Genomic DNA, 15,388 nt, shown 5'->3' on the forward strand with positions numbered 1-15,388 from the left:
ATAAGGGTCGAGGCCGGGATTGGCCGCGCCAATGGGAAGATCAGGATAGAGACAACACTCGGGTTTTCGGCTCAGAGATATCTGAGTGAACGCCCTGGCTAGTGTTGCTTTGCGGCATGCGCGGCCTCGTCAATGGCGATTTCGACGTCGTTAAGAAGCTCGAAAATCGCCGGCGTCCATTCGTCGAGCTTCCCGTTGGCAATCGCCCGCTCAATGCGCTCGCCTTCACCCAGGCAATCCCACTCTCCCAGCGTGCTGAGAGCGCCCAATATGCGGTGAAGGCTGGGTGCCCAGTGGTGCGAAACGATGGTGGATAGTTCTTGTCGCAGCGTCTCGAGTTCGCTGCGTAGAAGCGCGGAGGAGTCAGTCAGCATCTGGCTGGCGGCCTGCAATGTGCCGAATGTCGTGCACAGGGACTGCATGTCGATGCCTCGATGCCGTTCGACTTCTGCCGTTCTCGAATTTGCACGCAGCGGGGGGGGGATCCATTGCGGAATGAAGCGGGCCAGTGTCTCGCGCAACACGTCAAGTCGCACGGGTTTGCGCAGGTAGGCGTTAATGCCCGCGCGACGCCATGCTTCCTGGTCGGGTTGGAGGGCCGCCGACAAGATAACGATAGGCAGCCTTCTCGATGCGCCTAGAGCCCGCTCCCGTGCGCGCCACGTCTTTGCAAGTTCGCCTCCGTCCTGGACGGGCAGTTGCCAGTCGGTAAGGAGCAGATCGTAGCGTTCCTGCCCCAGGGCCTCCAGCGCCGCGGCGCCGTCAACCACCGCGACGCTCTGGCAGCCCAGGGCGTCCAATTGTCTGGCGAGCATTTGACGATTGATGTGGTGGTCTTCCGCGATGAGAATGCGCGGGCGCGAGATGGGTTCGTCGGGAGCTCTGTGTTCGCGTCGGCCCGTGAGCGCCTCTGGCTGAGGCGCCGCGAGTATTGGTCGTTCGATCGTGGCCTCCGGGCCTTGAGGGGAAGCGCTGCTGGCGCTGAAATCGCACTGGAAGCGCGCCTGCGTGCCTTTGCCCAGCTCACTTTTCAATGTGAGTGTGCCCCCCATGAGTTTGACCAGTTTCTGCGACACCGCCAGACCCAGTCCCGTTCCTCCGTACTTTCTGGCGGTGGACCTGTCGGCCTGCTTGAATGGCTGAGTCAGATTCTTGAGCGCCTCGGGCGCCACTCCCGTGCCCGAATCACTGACAATGAACTCCAGTCGCTGCCTGCCTTTCGTGTCGGAAAGCAGATTCACCCCAACGCGGATCTCGCCCTTGTGGGTGAATTTCGCGGCATTGCCGACGAGATTGACCAGGACCTGGCGAAGCCTCACGGGATCGCCCAGGACAGCCGGAGCGATACGTTCATCCACATGATGCGAAACCAGCACCCCTCGACGCCGGGCCGGCTCGCCCATCAATAGCATGACGTTCGCCACCAACGAGCGCAAGTTCACGGGTATCCGTTCCAGCTCCATCTGGTCGGCATCAACCTTTGTGTAGTCGAGTACCGTGTCCAGGATCTTGAGCAGGGAGTGGGCGGACTCGTCGATCACGGCAACCATTTCTCGCTGCTCCGAGCGCATTCCGGTACGGCCAAGCAGTTCCAGCATGCCAATGACCCCCGAGAGCGGGGTGCGGATCTCGTGGCTCATGACGGCTAGGAAGGTGGACCGCGCCTGTGCTTGGGACTGCGCCAGATCCCGCGCGGTCTCCAGCTGTGCTTCGACTTCGATCCGCCTGCGTATCTCTTTGCGCAGGCGCCAGTACCCCGCCGCGAAGCCGGAACCGATGGCAAGAATGATCGCCATCGCGGGGAGAATCTCGGTCCAAAAGACGGATTCGGGTATGCCGTAGGTATATTTTGGGGCGAGCCAGGTGCTGGCTACACGCTGTTCGCGACCAGAGGGTAGATTGGAGAGGATCCTGTTGACCAAGGGGACAAGAGGCTCAAGCCGCGTCGATATGCCGATGGAAATGCCTTTTCGAGCGCCGACCGGCGCGGCAATTCTCACTTCCCCGACATAATTGCTTTGAATCAGCGGGTCGAGCAGGAAAAGATCTCCGATATACGCGCGAGCCTCGCCGTCGCGTACGTGGTCCAGTCCCTTTTCAATGCGGCTCTCGGATGTTGTGGAGACGCCGAAGTGCTGCAGCTTGGTCAAAAGCGCCGGTGGCGCCGAGGCGTCCAGGTATACCGCTGCGCCATGCAAGTTCCGTAGGTCGGAAACGCTGTCTGAGTAGCCTGTGACGATGACCAGCGGTGCTTCCGCATACGCCTGCGTGTTCAACGCAGGAAATTCCTGCGAATGGTCTTGCGAAACCGCTATGAGATCGATGGCGCCAGACCGGAGCAAGGCCTGCGCGCCTTCGTACGATTCCGTGGGGACAAAGTCGAAATGCAGCCCCAGGCCCTGCGCGACAATTTCGAGGAAGTCGGCAGCGATGCCGCTGGGTTGCCCGTAATGATTGAAAAATCCATATGGAAATTCACGCATAGGGAAACCAACCCGTAGCGTAGGCAACGTGGAAAGCCACCGGGCCTCTTCGGGGGATAAAGCGACCTTTATCCTTGCTGTGGGTTCGATCGCGGTGCTCCAGGCGTGTGATACCGCTTCCTGTTGTTCAGGGGACAGCGAGCGCAGCGCAGCGTCGAGCGCGTCACGCAACGGTTCCCTCCCCGGTCCGAGCCCGAACGTCAGATTTCGCCCGGCGGTGTTGATGCTGCCAATGATGTGCAACTGCCGGAAAGCAGGATCCTCCATTAATGCTCGAACCGTTCTGGGCGATCCGACAAAGGCATCGGCCGTGCCGTCCCGGACTTGCTCCAACGCCGTGGCCACATTGTCGTAGGCCTTGATGGAAATGTTCTTGTAGCGCGCCGACAGAGCTTCCACCAACGGCGAGCGGTCTTCCACCGCCAAGTTCAATCCGTGTAAATCCGCGGTGTCCAATACTCCCGAACCGCGCCGCGATACGACGATCGGCATGGTCTTGAAGTAGGGGCGGGTGTATGACATGCAACTCTGTTGCGCCGTCGTTTCCGACATGGCTTGGGTCATTACCAGATCCACTTGACCCGTGCACACCGCCAGATAGAGATCATGCCAGGTCGGATACGGCTTGATCCGGTAGTTGACGCCAAGGATCTTGGTCAACATATCCAGATAGTCGACGCTCAAGCCATGGAGCTGGCCCTGGCGCCAGGTTTCATAGAAGTCTCTTCCTTGCGCAGTCGTTCCGACTACAATGTCGCCATGTGCGCGCAGCCACTCTTGCTGCGCGCTCGGGCCTATTTCAGCGTGAGTCTGGTTTGTGGCGCCGACCATCATCAGCAGTGCGATAACCAGCCCACGAGCATACTTGCTCACTGAGATGCGGCCAGTAATCTGAAGGGGGCAAAACATCATGATTCGTATCGTCCTGGCTGACGACCATCCGGTCGTTCTTCTTGGCATCAAAGCTGTTTTTGCTCAAACGCTGGGAATGGAACCCGTCGGCGAGGCGACATCCGTCGACGCCTTGTTTTCGTTGCTGGCCCGACAATCGTGCGATGTGCTCATCACCGATTACTCCATGCCAGGCGGCGCGCGACCCGACGGACTGAGCATGATCTCGGAACTGCATGAGCAGTATCCCGATATGAAAATTGTTGTTCTCACCCGGATCACAAGTCTGGCGATGATCGATCCCATTTTCAAGGCTGGCGCGTTGGCCGTGATCGAAAAAGGGGCTGCGATGAAAGAGGTTCTGGCTGCGGTGCATACGGTGGCGCTAGGCCGGCCCTACTTGTCGGAACGGTTGCGCAGCGGCTCGCGCCAGCCCACGAGTACCGCGGCGATTTCAGCCAATTCACGCCTGTCCCCAAAAGAAATCGAGGTAATTCGTCTCTTTGCCTCTGGTCATTCCAATAACGAGATCGCATTTCTGCTGCAGGTCAGCCCCAAGACCTCGAGCCGCCAGAAGCGGGACGCCATGAAAAAGCTGGCGGCGCGTACGGACGCCGAACTGATCTGGCACGCGAAGGAAATGGGGCTGGTCTAAAAGGATCTTCCCGGCCGGCGGCTCATGGAGCAAGCTCATGTCACGCCGTCTGGCCGTGACGATCATCATGATGTAAACCCGATGGCCTGCGTGGTCGGGCGCCAGTCTTGTCTCCCCGGGCGTCTCGCCATGATACGACCCAAATGCCTTCGAAATTTTGCCGAATTGGTGCATTGGTTGCCGGTGAGGAGGGCTTGGAATAATAGAAGCAGTTTCTCGATAACCAAGCAGGTTTTCAATAATCCTGCCCTCCATCTCACGCTATATTTTTAGCACCGGCAGAGATAGGCGTTCATCTAAAAAAGCACAGCTAAACGCCAGTATTTTCAGCGCACTTGGAACGAGTCGGCGGCGAAGCCGCGGCATTGTCGAAGTTGGATATGCCGTGAGATGCCTCGCACGCGGAACGCTGCGTTCCGACATTGAAAATTTTGGGGAAAGCCGGATGCATGGTCGTGATCTTCATTTCTCGCCCGAGTGGGCGCCTGCTGCAAGAGCTGTTCGCGACAGGCAAGCTCGCTGGCGGGAAGACCGGCCGGCTTTTCGCGACCCTGCCGGCGGGATGTGCGCATGAGGCGTAGAAAACTCACCGCCGCACAGATCGCCGCCATGTTGCGTGATGTCGAACGCGGATGGTCCCCAATGGAAATCTGTGTGCAGTACGGCATAGGGATCAGCACGTTCTACGAGCTCAAGGGCTTGTATGCGAGCGCGCCGGTCGAATTGATTGCGCGCATGGAAAAGATGGCCCAGGAGAATACCCGCCTGTGCCGGCGTATCGTCCAGCTTGAAGAAGAGGTTGCGATGATGACGGCCGCCTTGAAGTCCTATGCCAAGACATCGGATCAACGCAGGGCCGCGGTCGCTTGGCTTGTCGATAACTACCGCATCGCACTCAGCCGGGCCTGCCGGCTGGTGGGCATTTCCCGCTCATTTTTCCTTTATCAGTCCAGCCGGAAGCTGCTCTACACGCAGCGCACGCCCGAGAAGAAGAGGGAGTTGGAACAGCAAGCGCACTCGGGCTGTTGAGCTGATGGCCTAGTTGCGCCGCATCCTTGTGGGCGTAAGTCCCCACGTCCGTCGAATCAGCGCGGTCATGTGGCTATTGTTGGAGAATCCAGCGCGACGGGAAACCTCGTGCAATGGAGTGTCGGTATCAAGAATCAGTTGCCGAGCCACATTGAGACGCATGTTCAGTATGTACTGGTGTGGGGCCTGGCCAACGGTCTCGCGGAACGCGCGTGCGAAGTGGCTGGGCGACAACTGTGCAACCTTCGCCAGGTTCTCCAGCGTTAGCTTGTCGGCGATATGTTCAACGATGTACTCGTTGACGCGCTTCCAGGCGCGTGGAGACAGCCCCCCTGCAGGCGGGCGCGCTTCCATACGGTTCAGCGACGAATGGGTGCGCAGGACGTGGACGCCGAGCAATGTGACCCAGGAGTCAATACTCTCGACGCTTGCGATTTCCCCGCTTTGCAGTTCGGCGCGGATCCGCTGGGCGATATGAAGCGCCCGGGGGTCTATCGTGCCCAGCGCGGGCGGGCGTAGTTCGAAATCCTCACGACCGTGCTCAATGCCGGCCAGGCGCCGCAGCCGGTCTTCGGTCAGCGCCGCGAGCAAGTTTTCCTTTGGCGCTGTCCAACGCGCCGAGACATCCGAATGGGCTGGCACGATCTCCAGGGAGCCGATCGGTGCCAATCCACAGATGCGTTGGTCGCTGTTCAGCGCCAATTCCCGATTGGGCTGGGCGGTGAACAACACGAGGATGCAGTGAGAATCGGCTTTGTATTGGATCTGGTTGGGGCCGGTGCATGTGACGCTGACCGCTTGATGGCCGAGTTCGAGCTTCTGGCCCCACGAAGAGGGAATGTTGTCGAGCAAGTTCTTTACGGGCTGCCGCGTCGCGATGGGAGCAGGTTCGCCGGTGCTTGGGTCGATTTCCTTCATATTCTTGAGTTCATAAATAATCTGCTTAGTCAGCGTCGCGGTCGCCGCGAGTAACGCCGGCATGCCACCCATCCGACAGTCAATAAGGCAAGAACAACGCCCCACTTCGTGAGTGGGCTGTCCCACCAAGGCATGTGGAACGCAGCGTTCAAGCGCGGGGTCTGCTGTGCTTCAAAATCCAGGATTGGCCAAGTCGCTATCCAGAGGCCGGAAGGGAGCGCCAGCCATAGCCAATGGCTGAAGCGTCTTTCACCTGTTTCGACGCCGATCTGCTGGCCAATCGCCAGCGCGGTCAGCAGAAAGCCCAAGCGGACGAGTGCGTGAATCGTGGCCACGTCGCTGACATGCATCAGGTCGCTCAGCAGCCATATTGGAAATGCCGCGCCAGCGAGTCCAAGCAGTACTTGAGGGGCCCAGTTGGACGTCTTTGTCCGCGACGGAAAATCGGCCGGATGCGGACGTTCGTGGTTGGAACGCATCGTGATATCTCCAATCACCAATCCTGCGCGACGGCCTGACTCGAAATACAGAAAACACTCGAGCGCGGCAATCGTTGGAAACTTTGAATAAATGAATTCGAAGTCAGCGATGATAGGTTTCACGCGGCGCATCGTGATTCAGATAAATCTGAGGAGCGGCCACCAAGCGTTACCAGCAAGTATCGTTCCGCCAATGTGCCGATCGCGGCTGGAGCCATGCGTCTTCAGCACATAGCAAATTCCAGCGGCTGCATCAGATTGATCTCAAACGTAGCCGACCTGCGATCCGATAAGCTGGTGTTGGCCGGAGTTGCCAATGTGACGTAGAAAATCCACGGAGAAAATTATGGGACAGTTTTCGCGGCTTATGGAAGTGGTCATGAGCAGACTTCCTGCAAACCTTGCGGGTTGCAAAAGGATTTTCATAAGTTGCGTCGTCGCCCTTTGGAGCGGGGGCATTCTTTTTTGAATGTTCGCCGCGGACGGGGCGGTGTGCGTGCGATTTGGCGCGCTCGATGCGCGCGCGGGACTCACTGAGCGAGAGCGACCTCATCCATAAGCGTTCAGCCTTCGAGTCAAAGCGATATAGCGGCGCCGCGCCAGACCCTTGCTGGTGCCTGCCAGTTGGCGCCACACAGCCTGTCGTATCTGCGTTCTGACCTCGGTGGCGTCCTCTTGGGCGGGTGGCGCATTGCCCAGGCGGGCCTGCTGTTCCAGCGCCCACAGGCGGGCGCCGACAACCAACGGTAGCGGGCCTGCGCCTAGGTTCTGGCCCGCCACGGCGTCCTCGAATAGCCGGTCGAGGTCATCGTCGGGGATGTTTCTTGAATCCTCGTCGAGATGTTCATCCGCATACGTCGCGCCATGGCTCGATGCGAGCCCAAGCCATATGGAATCCTGCTCGGCTGCGTCTTGCGCGGTCGATGTGACCCGCGCGATCCGCTTGTCGCGGAGCCGCAACGTATGAGTGCGCGTTCCCTCATAGGGGCCGCTGTCGAGGCGTATCTCGAACGTCAGCGGCATCGAGAAGGATCGGCTGGCGGTGGAGACGGCCCCCACCTCTCTGATCGAAAAGGTATTGCGCGAGAAGTCCATCACTCGGGAGAAGAACTCGATGAGCCCGCCTCGGCCCCTGTAGGTGCCGCTGATGGGATTGTTGCCTTCTTCCTGCCAGACGACTTCTTCGGAGAAGAGAGGGAAGAGGGCTTCAAATTCGTTCTGTGCCATCGAAGTGCGATAGGTATCCAACAAGGCCTGAACCTCGGCAGCGGTCATGGGGGCGGAGCGGCCTGGCCTGACAGCCGCCTCCGGGTTGCGGTCCATGAATTCCAGGACGCTTGCTGTTACGAGATCGCGGTCGTTGTCCACGCAAACCATGTGGTAGCTATTGTTCAGCAGCACCAGCTTGCTTTCGGCGATGGCGCCATGAAGGAAATGGGCGGAGCGCACAGACGTAAGCTCGTCTTCATGCGCGTGCACGATGAGTGTCTGGCAGGCCACCTGGCCCAGGTCCTTTTTCACCCACGCGCCGACCCGATCGACTTCGCGAATGCAGGAGAGCGGCACCCACGGGTAGTGGAAGCTCTCGCCGCGCTCGAATTTGGCTTTGACAATGGAACGCACCAGTTCATTCTTGATGCCGTACGGGTCTTCTTCCTCGACGCGCATGCGGGCGGCCACGCCAGGTATCCGGTACACAATTCTCCGAAGGTCGCGATACCAGGGCGTGCTCCAGCCGTCGATATAGACGGGGGCCGCCAGGCTCACCAACTTTCCCTTGCGGTGCCGGACTCGTTTGCATAGCTCTATGGCGAGCAACGCGCCCAGGCACATACCGACCACATGAAGCGTTTCGTAGCGGCTGGCGAGACGCGCGTATTCCTGTGTCACTGCGTCCATCCAATCTTCGGCCCGAACGGACACGAGGTCCTCCGGGTGCGTTCCATGGCCCGGAAGGGTCACGCTATGTGTCTCGATACCGGCGCGCTTGAGGGTTTTATGTAGCGAGCCCAGGTCAAATTCCGTTCCCCCCAGGCCGTGTATGAGCAGGGCGCCGGTGCTATGAGGCATCGGTGTGCTCGATATCGCCATAGCGCCAGGTTCCCGCAATGATCTCGACGCTGCCGTCGGCGTTGCTAAGCGGATTGCCGCGGTCATTGATAATGCGCCAGCCCCCCGTCTCGTGAGCCAGGCGGAATAACAAGGGTGTCTGGTCGAGGGCGCCCGCGCGCCTTCCCTCCCAATGCAGCTTGAGACGATTTCGATCTTCGGGATGCGTCAGCGCAAGCAGTTGATTCAAGGTTGAAATTGTCACGGCGGATGTACCCAATGCGCTTGTCACGTCACCAGAAACATCCAGTTCATCGCGCTCCGGACTGTAGCGATAAAGCAGTTGCCTGCTGCCTGCCAGGGCCAGCTCGACCTTTACGCGCCATTGCTCCGCGGTCTCGAGTTTCTGGGCTCGCTCACTGCGCAGGCTGTTCACCAGCAGGATAAGGAGCGCGGCAATGATCAGATAGACCTGCGTGGCGATCAGCGCGTGCCATTGGTCGTCGGGGTCGACAAATGGGCCTTCTCCCTGGGCGCTCTGCCAGAGCGTTATGAGAGTGAGCGTGGCGACGGCAAGGGTGCCGCCCGGAGGGCCCCAGATCAACGCCACCAGCACCGAGAACACGATCGGAAGGTAGGTAAGTTCGAACGAGACAACGTACGGGACGTTTTTCAGCATTTCCCCATTGAAGGTGACAAACGCAGATGCGGCCAGACCGAGATAGGCAGTCAGGCCCAGCGCCAGGTCGCGCCACCGTGGGCCGCCTGAACGACGCGCCCGGAAGTTCGCCCAGCCTTTCAGCGCGGGAGCCAGGATCAACACGCCCGCCAGATAGGCGGCCACCCAGTTTCGAAGCTGGGTCCAACTGTGAAGCCCGTGGCTCAACCAGAGCCATGTTCCGCTTATCGCGGCGCTACAGGCGGCCCCTATCACGGCGCCGAGGAACAGGGCTGCGACGAGGCCCGGGCCGCCATCTCTGGGTTTCAGGGTCTGAATGGACCATGCCGCCAGCAGGTTGGCAGCGCTGGCCGCGAAGGCGAACGCAAAGGACGTTGATAGGTCCGCCCGATGAATGCCGGTGATGACGACCTGCGCCGCAAAAAAACCGAGTAACAACAATGCCCAGTTATCCCGCCTGGTCAGCAGGTATGCGCCGACCGCGATCCCCGAGGGCAACCAGACGTAGACCGCATGGTTGAGCGGGTCGTCAAAGAGGTGCGAAAACGCGCCGCACACCAAATAGGGCACGATCCATATCAGGCTGGTCACGTTCATCTTGGCGATGGAGAGGTCTCGACGAAATGGGATAGGTTCAGTTCCCCTGTCCGGCCAGATCTCCTGCGAATGCGTATGGGGAGCGTGAGTGCCGGATCACTGATAACCAATCGCAACTATGCTACCCGGTGAGTACTCGGAGTAATAGATCACTAGATTTCCGGAATGTGCTGTAGCGCCATGCCGGAATTATCTATGGGCGCATTTCCGAATATTTTCTGTACTAGCGGCCGCGACTCCGATGTCTGGCGGCCTTCGCCGGGGTGAGGCCGCTCAGATTCTTCTCAGGCTGGCGGGCGCGAGGGATTGATAGAGTGCAGGCTTGCGAAATCGGCCATCCGGTTCAATAGGAGTCTGCCCATGCCGTTCCAATTCGACGGCCCCGTAGCCGAGGCCCATAGCGGCACACGGTCGCTTGGGAGCGGTGATCCCGCCTATTTCCGCCACTTCCTTCAAGCACAGCTTCGAGAGGGACGGATTCAGGCGTGGTTTCAGCCGAAGTGGAGGCTGAGGGATGGGGCCGTCATCGGCGCTGAGGCGCTGGCCCGATGGATCGGCCCTGAAGGCTGTGTCGTGGCGCCCAGCGACTTTCTTCGACATGTCCGTCATCACGGTCTGGAACGGGAGTTGCTCTTCCGGATGCTGGACGATGCGATTTCGGCCCACGTGAAATGGCGGGACCTCGGCAGTGTGGTGCCTGTTTCCGTCAACCTTCCTCCTCCTCTGTTGGACGACATCCGGCTTGCCGACGAGCTGCACCAGCGAGTGGTCGCCGGCGGGGTCGCGCCGGAGCAGATCTGTTTTGAGTTGCTGGAAGACGAGGCTGCATCCCTGACAAAAAACTACTGTGCCGGAGCGTCCCGCCTTCGCATGAGCGGATTCGGCCTGGCGCTGGACGATTTCGGCCGTGGTTACAGCTCTTTGTACAACCTCATATCGGCGCCTTTCACCGAGCTAAAAATCGACCGCGCCTTTGTCAGCGGGTCGGCGCAGGATTGCAAGCGTCTGGCCGCCCTGTTCTCATCGGTGCGGCTGGGAAAGCAGTTGGGATTGGTGGTGACGGCCGAAGGAATTGAAACGGTTGAAGAACTGAATGTGCTGCGCCGTGTGGATTGCGATTGCGGTCAGGGCTATCTGGTTGCGCCCGCGTTGCGCAGCGACGAATTCTGTGACTTGCTGGTCGGCGCGAAAGCGCAGGCTCCTCGATATTTTCAGTGACGGGCAGGCGCGAGGATCCCTTCCTGCCTGGCCCGCTCAAATCGTCAACCCCGTTTCATTTAGGAGAGAAAATGGGAATCCAACGCATCTCGAAGGCGTGCATGCTGCTTGCGGCCGCGCTTGTCTGCACGGCCTGTTCGCGAGCCCCGCAGTCGGCGACCGCGCCGACTGTCCATGAAGGCGCCGCTTCGTCATCAGGGACGGGCGGTTCATCTCACGCTCGGGCAGATGCTGGTGATCAAGCCAGCGCTACGAAATTCTATGTCGGCGTGTGGGAACCGATCAGCGGCAGCTACCAGGGTATGGGCAACCTGCGATTGACGAGCTCCAATGGAATTCACTGGCACAAATGCAAGACCGCTTTTGTCGAGCAGCCCGATCCGCCCAAGCCTGGCATGCTGCTCGTCTTGAGTCCGGACAGCACCTGTGTATTGGACGATGAACCCCATACCCGCGTGCTGTTCGTTCGCGTAGCGAAGCCGGAAGGCAAGTGTGATCTGAACGTGTCCGCCTATGCCAACGAGGACGACGTTCGAAATGATCGTCCCGCGGCCGAAGGTGTCTACACCCGTACTGCCTGTCATTGATCAGGCATTCGCAGGGCCGGCAGGGTGGTGGAGCGTGCTTCCCATCGGTGCCGGTACCTGCGTCGCGCTGTCAATTCTGCGTGTGGCCTTGAAGCATCGCGATCAGATGGTCGACTTGTTGGATTGCGCCAGCGTAGCTGTTGCCGGCCATCGCTGGCGAAGTCAGGTATTGACCGCCCACCGCGAAAGAAGGCGTGCCCTTGATATGGTAGCTCTCGGCCAATTGAGAGGCCCTGCGCATCTCGACCTGCACGCCGAATGAATCAAAGGCGGCGTCGAATTTGGCTTTCTCCAATCCCTGGGAAACAGCCCAGGCTTCGATCGCCGTCCTGTCGAACAGACGCTGGTGTTCGTTGTGGATCGCGTCGAAGAAGCGCGCATGCAGATCAGTCCGGTTGAGGGCGGCAAGGGCGTAGTAGAACTGTTGCATTGGGCGCATGTTGGCGTTGTAGGCGATCGGAACGCGCTTCAGGACTACGCCCGGCGGTATGTGTCGGGACCATTGTGCAATCAGCGGGTCGATCTTGGCGCAGTGCCCGCAGGTGTAGGCGAAGAATTCCAGTACCTCGATTTTTCCCGGCGTATCCGACGGAAGGGGCGGTGAAATCCGGGCATACGCAGGCGCGGGTTGCGCATGGCAAACCGAGGCGTTGGCAAGGAGGAGCGCCGATAGCGCCGAGGTCGCCAGGGGGCGAAGACAATGTCTGAAGAACATATTCGTGGATGATTTGGTGTGGTGCGGTGTGCGGGCAGCTTCAACGCCTATGGGTGTGCCGCAAGGCGCGATCAGTCAATGGCCTGGCTTCCTCTTGACGCCGGGCTCCCTGGTAGAAGGCCGTTCCAACAGCGATTAAAGAGAAGAGCTCGTCTTGAGTAAGCTTCGGCGCGAGCTGTTCCAGGATGTCGGCGTACATGGATACGAGATGGCTAGAATCGTCTTGCAAAGGCAAGGGCGTGGTGGTCATCAGATCCCGGATTTCTTCCATGTCCATTGGGGGCTCCGCGGAGAGGTTTTCGATACGCCCTGCAGCACGATTGCTCATCAATATCGCTCGGCGTCGACGTGAGTCCATCGACGATGAGAGATGGTGATCAATCGGGGTTGGGAGGCTGCTGCGCGTTGGGCTATTTCCCGCATGGCGGGCGAGAGGGTGAGGGGGCGACAGGGGGCGGTGCCTCGCAATTGAAGCGTTGGCACATGAGGTTGCTTGGTTTCTACGGCTTTCGATGACATTTCAGTTCCGCAACATTGCTGTGCTGGAATTTGGTGGTGCCGGTGTGCGGCCCATGGCGTGCCTGGGCCTGGTGCGGACCGGGATCAGCGGCTTGCCGCGGCCCCAGTCGACGTCCTTGGACGCGTTCCGGAATGAGGGTTTGGCGCTCAAGCATAGTGATGAAACTGTACTCATCGCTTAAGAATTATCTGATCAGGCATGTGCCTTCAGCCCTGGCTTGTTCAGTCTGCTAGCGCGATGGACCTGCCGGAACGAGATGCCGTCAGGGCGGTCTCGTAGGCCTCCAACGTCTGCGACATCTTCACGGAGATCGAAAAATGGCGTTCGGCGTACTTTCTTGCACGATCTGTGATTTGGTCCGCTATGTGCGGATTGGCCCAAATATCCGCAATACGGTCGGCGAAGCCAGCCGTATCACCGGCCCCGCATAGCCAGCCGGTCTCGCGGGGTTGAACGATTTCCGGTATGCCGCCCACGTCGCTCGCGACGACGGGGCAGCGCGAGGCAAACGCCTCCGGAATGATGCGCGACCACGCTTCGCAAGAGGACGGGACGAGAACGGCATCCACGGCTTGAAGCACATCCCCGATATCTTCGCGATGGCCGGTAAATATGACGCTTTTTTCGATTTCGAGCTGCACGGCAAGATCGCGTACGGCTTGTTCGTACGCCAGCGTGCGTTGGGTCGGCTTTCCGACCACCAGCGCCACGGCCGGAATACCGCGCTGAAGCAGCAGATGAACGACCCTTACGAGCTCCGCCTGCCCCTTTTCCGGCCTGAGCATCCCGACCGTCGCTACGACGAACGAGCGGGGGGCCAGCGCGAGCGTGCGTCTCATCGCGTGGCGGCGCGCTTCCCGTTGCTCACTTGCGAAGAATCCGGGGGCCGCCCATTCGCCTACGACACTGACACGGCGCCTGGGCGCAAACCCCGCTGCCACGATGTTGCCCGCGCCGCTTCGGCTGGTGGCGATGACACGATGGCATCCCAGCCGCCACTCCAATCGGCGGCGCCATGATGTGCTTGGCTTTCGCGCGAAATGCCACGTCCTGACGAGCGTGCAGAGATCGCGGCATAGCGCGCTGGCCTGGCCGTCTTTCGCTCCGTGGGAATCAATGACATGAATGCCCATTTGACGTACTGCCGTTCGCAGCCGGCGTATCGTTGAGACGGAGTAGGGCGAGTCAAAATCAATTTCCAACGTTGGTAGCCCGCGCTGACGAGCCAGCGCCAGGGTTTCGCTCCTGGATGGGCCCGCGAAGACCGCGGTATGACCATGAGCCTGAAGCCAGGCCAATTGGTCGAGGATGCGAAACTCCAGGCCTCCGAGATTTAGCCCGGAAAAAGTATGCAGAACGCGCATGAACCTTCATCTGTGTCGAGCGAGTGACTGTCGCGCCGCGGCCAGACAGGACCGCAACATTGCCACTCCGGTTAGAGACGTTCTTCACAAGAGCTCGACATTGATATCACTGTTCAGATGAGACGAGGTTCGATTCCCGGAATGAATGCGGGGTTTGCGGCAGGAGGCACAGTTTTTTGCTAATTTTTCGTGCCTTCAGCTCTCTTTTCGACGGATTTCCGAGGGGGTGATGCCCCAGGCGCGCCGCATGGTCATGGTCATGTGGCTGTTGTTGGAAAAGCCCGTCAACCGCGCAATCTCCCCGAAGGGCAGGGTACTCCACAAGGACAGTTGGCGAGCGCGCTCCAGTCGAAGCTTGATGATGTATTGATGTGGCGGCAGCCCAAAAACCTGGCGGAACGCGCGCGAGAAATGGCTGGGCGACAGATTGGCGATCGTGGCCAGGCTTTCCAGGTTGATGTTCTGATCCAGATGGGCGCGAATGAATTCCTCGATGCGTTGATGCGCGCGGGGGCTGAGTTTCGCGGCGTGCGGATGAAGACTCCTTTGAGTCAGGTGTGAATAGGTTCTCAGCATGTGCGCGCCCAGCAGCGTGATCCAGGCGTTCAGGGATTCCGTCTTGCCGGGATCGTCGTTTTCTATCTCGTCGCGGATATGGCGGGCGATGCATAGCGCGCGTCGGTCCACGCTGCCGAGCTTCGGTGGCTGCCAACGGACCTGGTCGTCGCCAAGTTCCATGCCTGCAAGACGCCGCAGACGCTCGTCGCTCAAGCCCATCAGCAGGTTCTCTTTGGCAACCGCCCAGCGAGCAAGGAGTTCGTGCTGGCGCGGGATAACTTCGACGGAGCCGGTGGGCGCGAGGCCTAGCGTCGCGCGGTCGGAATTGAGGGCAATCTGTCGATGCGGTTGCGGCGTGAAGAGCACCAGGAAGTAATGCGCAGGAGCAGTAAAGCGGATGGTGTTGGGCCCTGTCTTTGTCGTGGCGATCGCGGCATCGCCCAACTCCAACTTGGGTCCCCATGCCTCGGGAATGCTCTCAAGAATCATGTCCTTCCCCTTGTTGTTGCTATTGCTGGCTGATACGGCGGGCCAGGCGCGCAGCGGCCTTCGAGGGCGCGACAATGTGAAATCGATAAAACAATATATAGGCTGGGCAGCCATTGTGAAACCTGGCGGGCTTGGTACATTTTGTTGCTGGCGGAGT

The 15,388-nt window shown here is 59.7% G+C and carries 13 protein-coding genes; 4 read left to right on the forward strand and 9 right to left on the reverse strand.

Annotation, left to right across the window (positions count from 1 at the left end; translation table 11 throughout):
• Positions 1–98 precede the first annotated feature (98 nt).
• Positions 99–3,395, reverse strand: a complete 3,297-nt coding sequence (locus HV783_RS11785) for an ATP-binding protein (protein ID WP_175189183.1) — start codon at positions 3,393–3,395, stop codon at positions 99–101.
• On the opposite strand from HV783_RS11785, the gene HV783_RS11790 reads away from it, so the two are divergent.
• The gene (locus HV783_RS11790; protein WP_144655514.1) at positions 3,394–4,029 is read left to right on the forward strand and encodes a response regulator; all 636 of its coding nucleotides are present in this window, start codon (positions 3,394–3,396) and stop codon (positions 4,027–4,029) included. The two genes, HV783_RS11785 and HV783_RS11790, sit on opposite strands and share 2 nt — an antisense overlap.
• A gap of 570 nt (positions 4,030–4,599) precedes the next feature.
• On the forward strand, positions 4,600–5,058 hold the full coding sequence (locus HV783_RS11795; RefSeq protein WP_175189184.1) for a transposase: 459 nt from the start codon (positions 4,600–4,602) through the stop codon (positions 5,056–5,058).
• A 9-nt stretch (positions 5,059–5,067) separates the two neighbouring features.
• On the opposite strand, the gene HV783_RS11800 is transcribed toward HV783_RS11795, so the two are convergent.
• From HV783_RS11800 to HV783_RS11815, 4 genes are all read right to left on the reverse strand, one after another.
• Positions 5,068–6,039, reverse strand: a complete 972-nt coding sequence (locus HV783_RS11800) for a helix-turn-helix domain-containing protein (RefSeq protein WP_175189185.1) — start codon at positions 6,037–6,039, stop codon at positions 5,068–5,070.
• Positions 6,006–6,578, reverse strand: a complete 573-nt coding sequence (locus HV783_RS11805; RefSeq protein ID WP_175189186.1) for a hypothetical protein — start codon at positions 6,576–6,578, stop codon at positions 6,006–6,008. Before HV783_RS11805 ends, HV783_RS11800 begins: the two co-directional genes overlap by 34 nt.
• A gap of 426 nt (positions 6,579–7,004) precedes the next feature.
• A complete protein-coding gene (locus tag HV783_RS11810) occupies positions 7,005–8,525 on the reverse strand; it encodes an alpha/beta fold hydrolase (RefSeq protein ID WP_175189187.1) in 1,521 nt (506 codons plus the stop codon).
• Positions 8,515–9,780 (reverse strand): MASE1 domain-containing protein, encoded by a 1,266-nt coding sequence (locus HV783_RS11815; RefSeq protein WP_175189188.1) that lies wholly within the window; start codon positions 9,778–9,780, stop codon positions 8,515–8,517. The genes HV783_RS11810 and HV783_RS11815 overlap by 11 nt, the downstream gene beginning before the upstream one ends.
• Positions 9,781–10,140: 360 nt before the next feature.
• On the opposite strand from HV783_RS11815, the gene HV783_RS11820 reads away from it, so the two are divergent.
• Both HV783_RS11820 and HV783_RS11825 read left to right on the forward strand, forming a co-directional pair.
• The gene (locus HV783_RS11820; protein WP_175189189.1) at positions 10,141–10,998 is read left to right on the forward strand and encodes an EAL domain-containing protein; all 858 of its coding nucleotides are present in this window, start codon (positions 10,141–10,143) and stop codon (positions 10,996–10,998) included.
• A gap of 71 nt (positions 10,999–11,069) precedes the next feature.
• Positions 11,070–11,585, forward strand: coding sequence for a hypothetical protein (locus HV783_RS11825; protein WP_175189190.1), 516 nt, complete (start codon positions 11,070–11,072; stop codon positions 11,583–11,585).
• Positions 11,586–11,655: 70 nt separating this feature from the next.
• On the opposite strand, the gene HV783_RS11830 is transcribed toward HV783_RS11825, so the two are convergent.
• The 4 genes from HV783_RS11830 to HV783_RS11845 form a co-directional block, all read right to left on the reverse strand.
• Positions 11,656–12,300 (reverse strand): thiol:disulfide interchange protein DsbA/DsbL, encoded by a 645-nt coding sequence (locus HV783_RS11830; RefSeq protein ID WP_175189191.1) that lies wholly within the window; start codon positions 12,298–12,300, stop codon positions 11,656–11,658.
• Between the two features lie 40 nt (positions 12,301–12,340).
• The gene (locus HV783_RS11835; protein WP_144655505.1) at positions 12,341–12,577 is read right to left on the reverse strand and encodes a hypothetical protein; all 237 of its coding nucleotides are present in this window, start codon (positions 12,575–12,577) and stop codon (positions 12,341–12,343) included.
• 464 nt (positions 12,578–13,041) lie between these two features.
• Complete coding sequence (locus HV783_RS11840) at positions 13,042–14,184, reverse strand: glycosyltransferase family 4 protein (RefSeq protein ID WP_175189192.1); 1,143 nt, start codon at positions 14,182–14,184, stop codon at positions 13,042–13,044.
• Positions 14,185–14,379: 195 nt separating this feature from the next.
• On the reverse strand, positions 14,380–15,231 hold the full coding sequence (locus HV783_RS11845) for an AraC family transcriptional regulator (protein WP_167517640.1): 852 nt from the start codon (positions 15,229–15,231) through the stop codon (positions 14,380–14,382).
• Between the last annotated feature and the right edge of the window lie 157 nt (positions 15,232–15,388).

This window comes from Achromobacter dolens, from assembly GCF_902859745.1.
In the GTDB taxonomy this organism is placed as follows: domain Bacteria; phylum Pseudomonadota; class Gammaproteobacteria; order Burkholderiales; family Burkholderiaceae_B; genus Achromobacter; species Achromobacter dolens.

What these genes read in the sequence shown, in the direction of transcription:
- HV783_RS11825 (WP_175189190.1), top strand. Translation starts at nt 11,070, where the DNA reads ATGGGAATCCAACGCATCTCGAAGGCGTGCATGCTGCTTGCGGCCGCG.
- HV783_RS11800 (WP_175189185.1), bottom strand. Translation starts at nt 6,039, where the DNA reads ATGCCGGCGTTACTCGCGGCGACCGCGACGCTGACTAAGCAGATTATT.
- HV783_RS11840 (WP_175189192.1), bottom strand. Translation starts at nt 14,184, where the DNA reads ATGCGCGTTCTGCATACTTTTTCCGGGCTAAATCTCGGAGGCCTGGAG.
- HV783_RS11815 (WP_175189188.1), bottom strand. Translation starts at nt 9,780, where the DNA reads ATGAACGTGACCAGCCTGATATGGATCGTGCCCTATTTGGTGTGCGGC.
- HV783_RS11830 (WP_175189191.1), bottom strand. Translation starts at nt 12,300, where the DNA reads ATGTTCTTCAGACATTGTCTTCGCCCCCTGGCGACCTCGGCGCTATCG.
- HV783_RS11790 (WP_144655514.1), top strand. Translation starts at nt 3,394, where the DNA reads ATGATTCGTATCGTCCTGGCTGACGACCATCCGGTCGTTCTTCTTGGC.
- HV783_RS11820 (WP_175189189.1), top strand. Translation starts at nt 10,141, where the DNA reads ATGCCGTTCCAATTCGACGGCCCCGTAGCCGAGGCCCATAGCGGCACA.
- HV783_RS11845 (WP_167517640.1), bottom strand. Translation starts at nt 15,231, where the DNA reads ATGATTCTTGAGAGCATTCCCGAGGCATGGGGACCCAAGTTGGAGTTG.
- HV783_RS11835 (WP_144655505.1), bottom strand. Translation starts at nt 12,577, where the DNA reads ATGGACATGGAAGAAATCCGGGATCTGATGACCACCACGCCCTTGCCT.
- HV783_RS11810 (WP_175189187.1), bottom strand. Translation starts at nt 8,525, where the DNA reads ATGCCTCATAGCACCGGCGCCCTGCTCATACACGGCCTGGGGGGAACG.
- HV783_RS11785 (WP_175189183.1), bottom strand. Translation starts at nt 3,395, where the DNA reads ATGATGTTTTGCCCCCTTCAGATTACTGGCCGCATCTCAGTGAGCAAG.
- HV783_RS11795 (WP_175189184.1), top strand. Translation starts at nt 4,600, where the DNA reads ATGAGGCGTAGAAAACTCACCGCCGCACAGATCGCCGCCATGTTGCGT.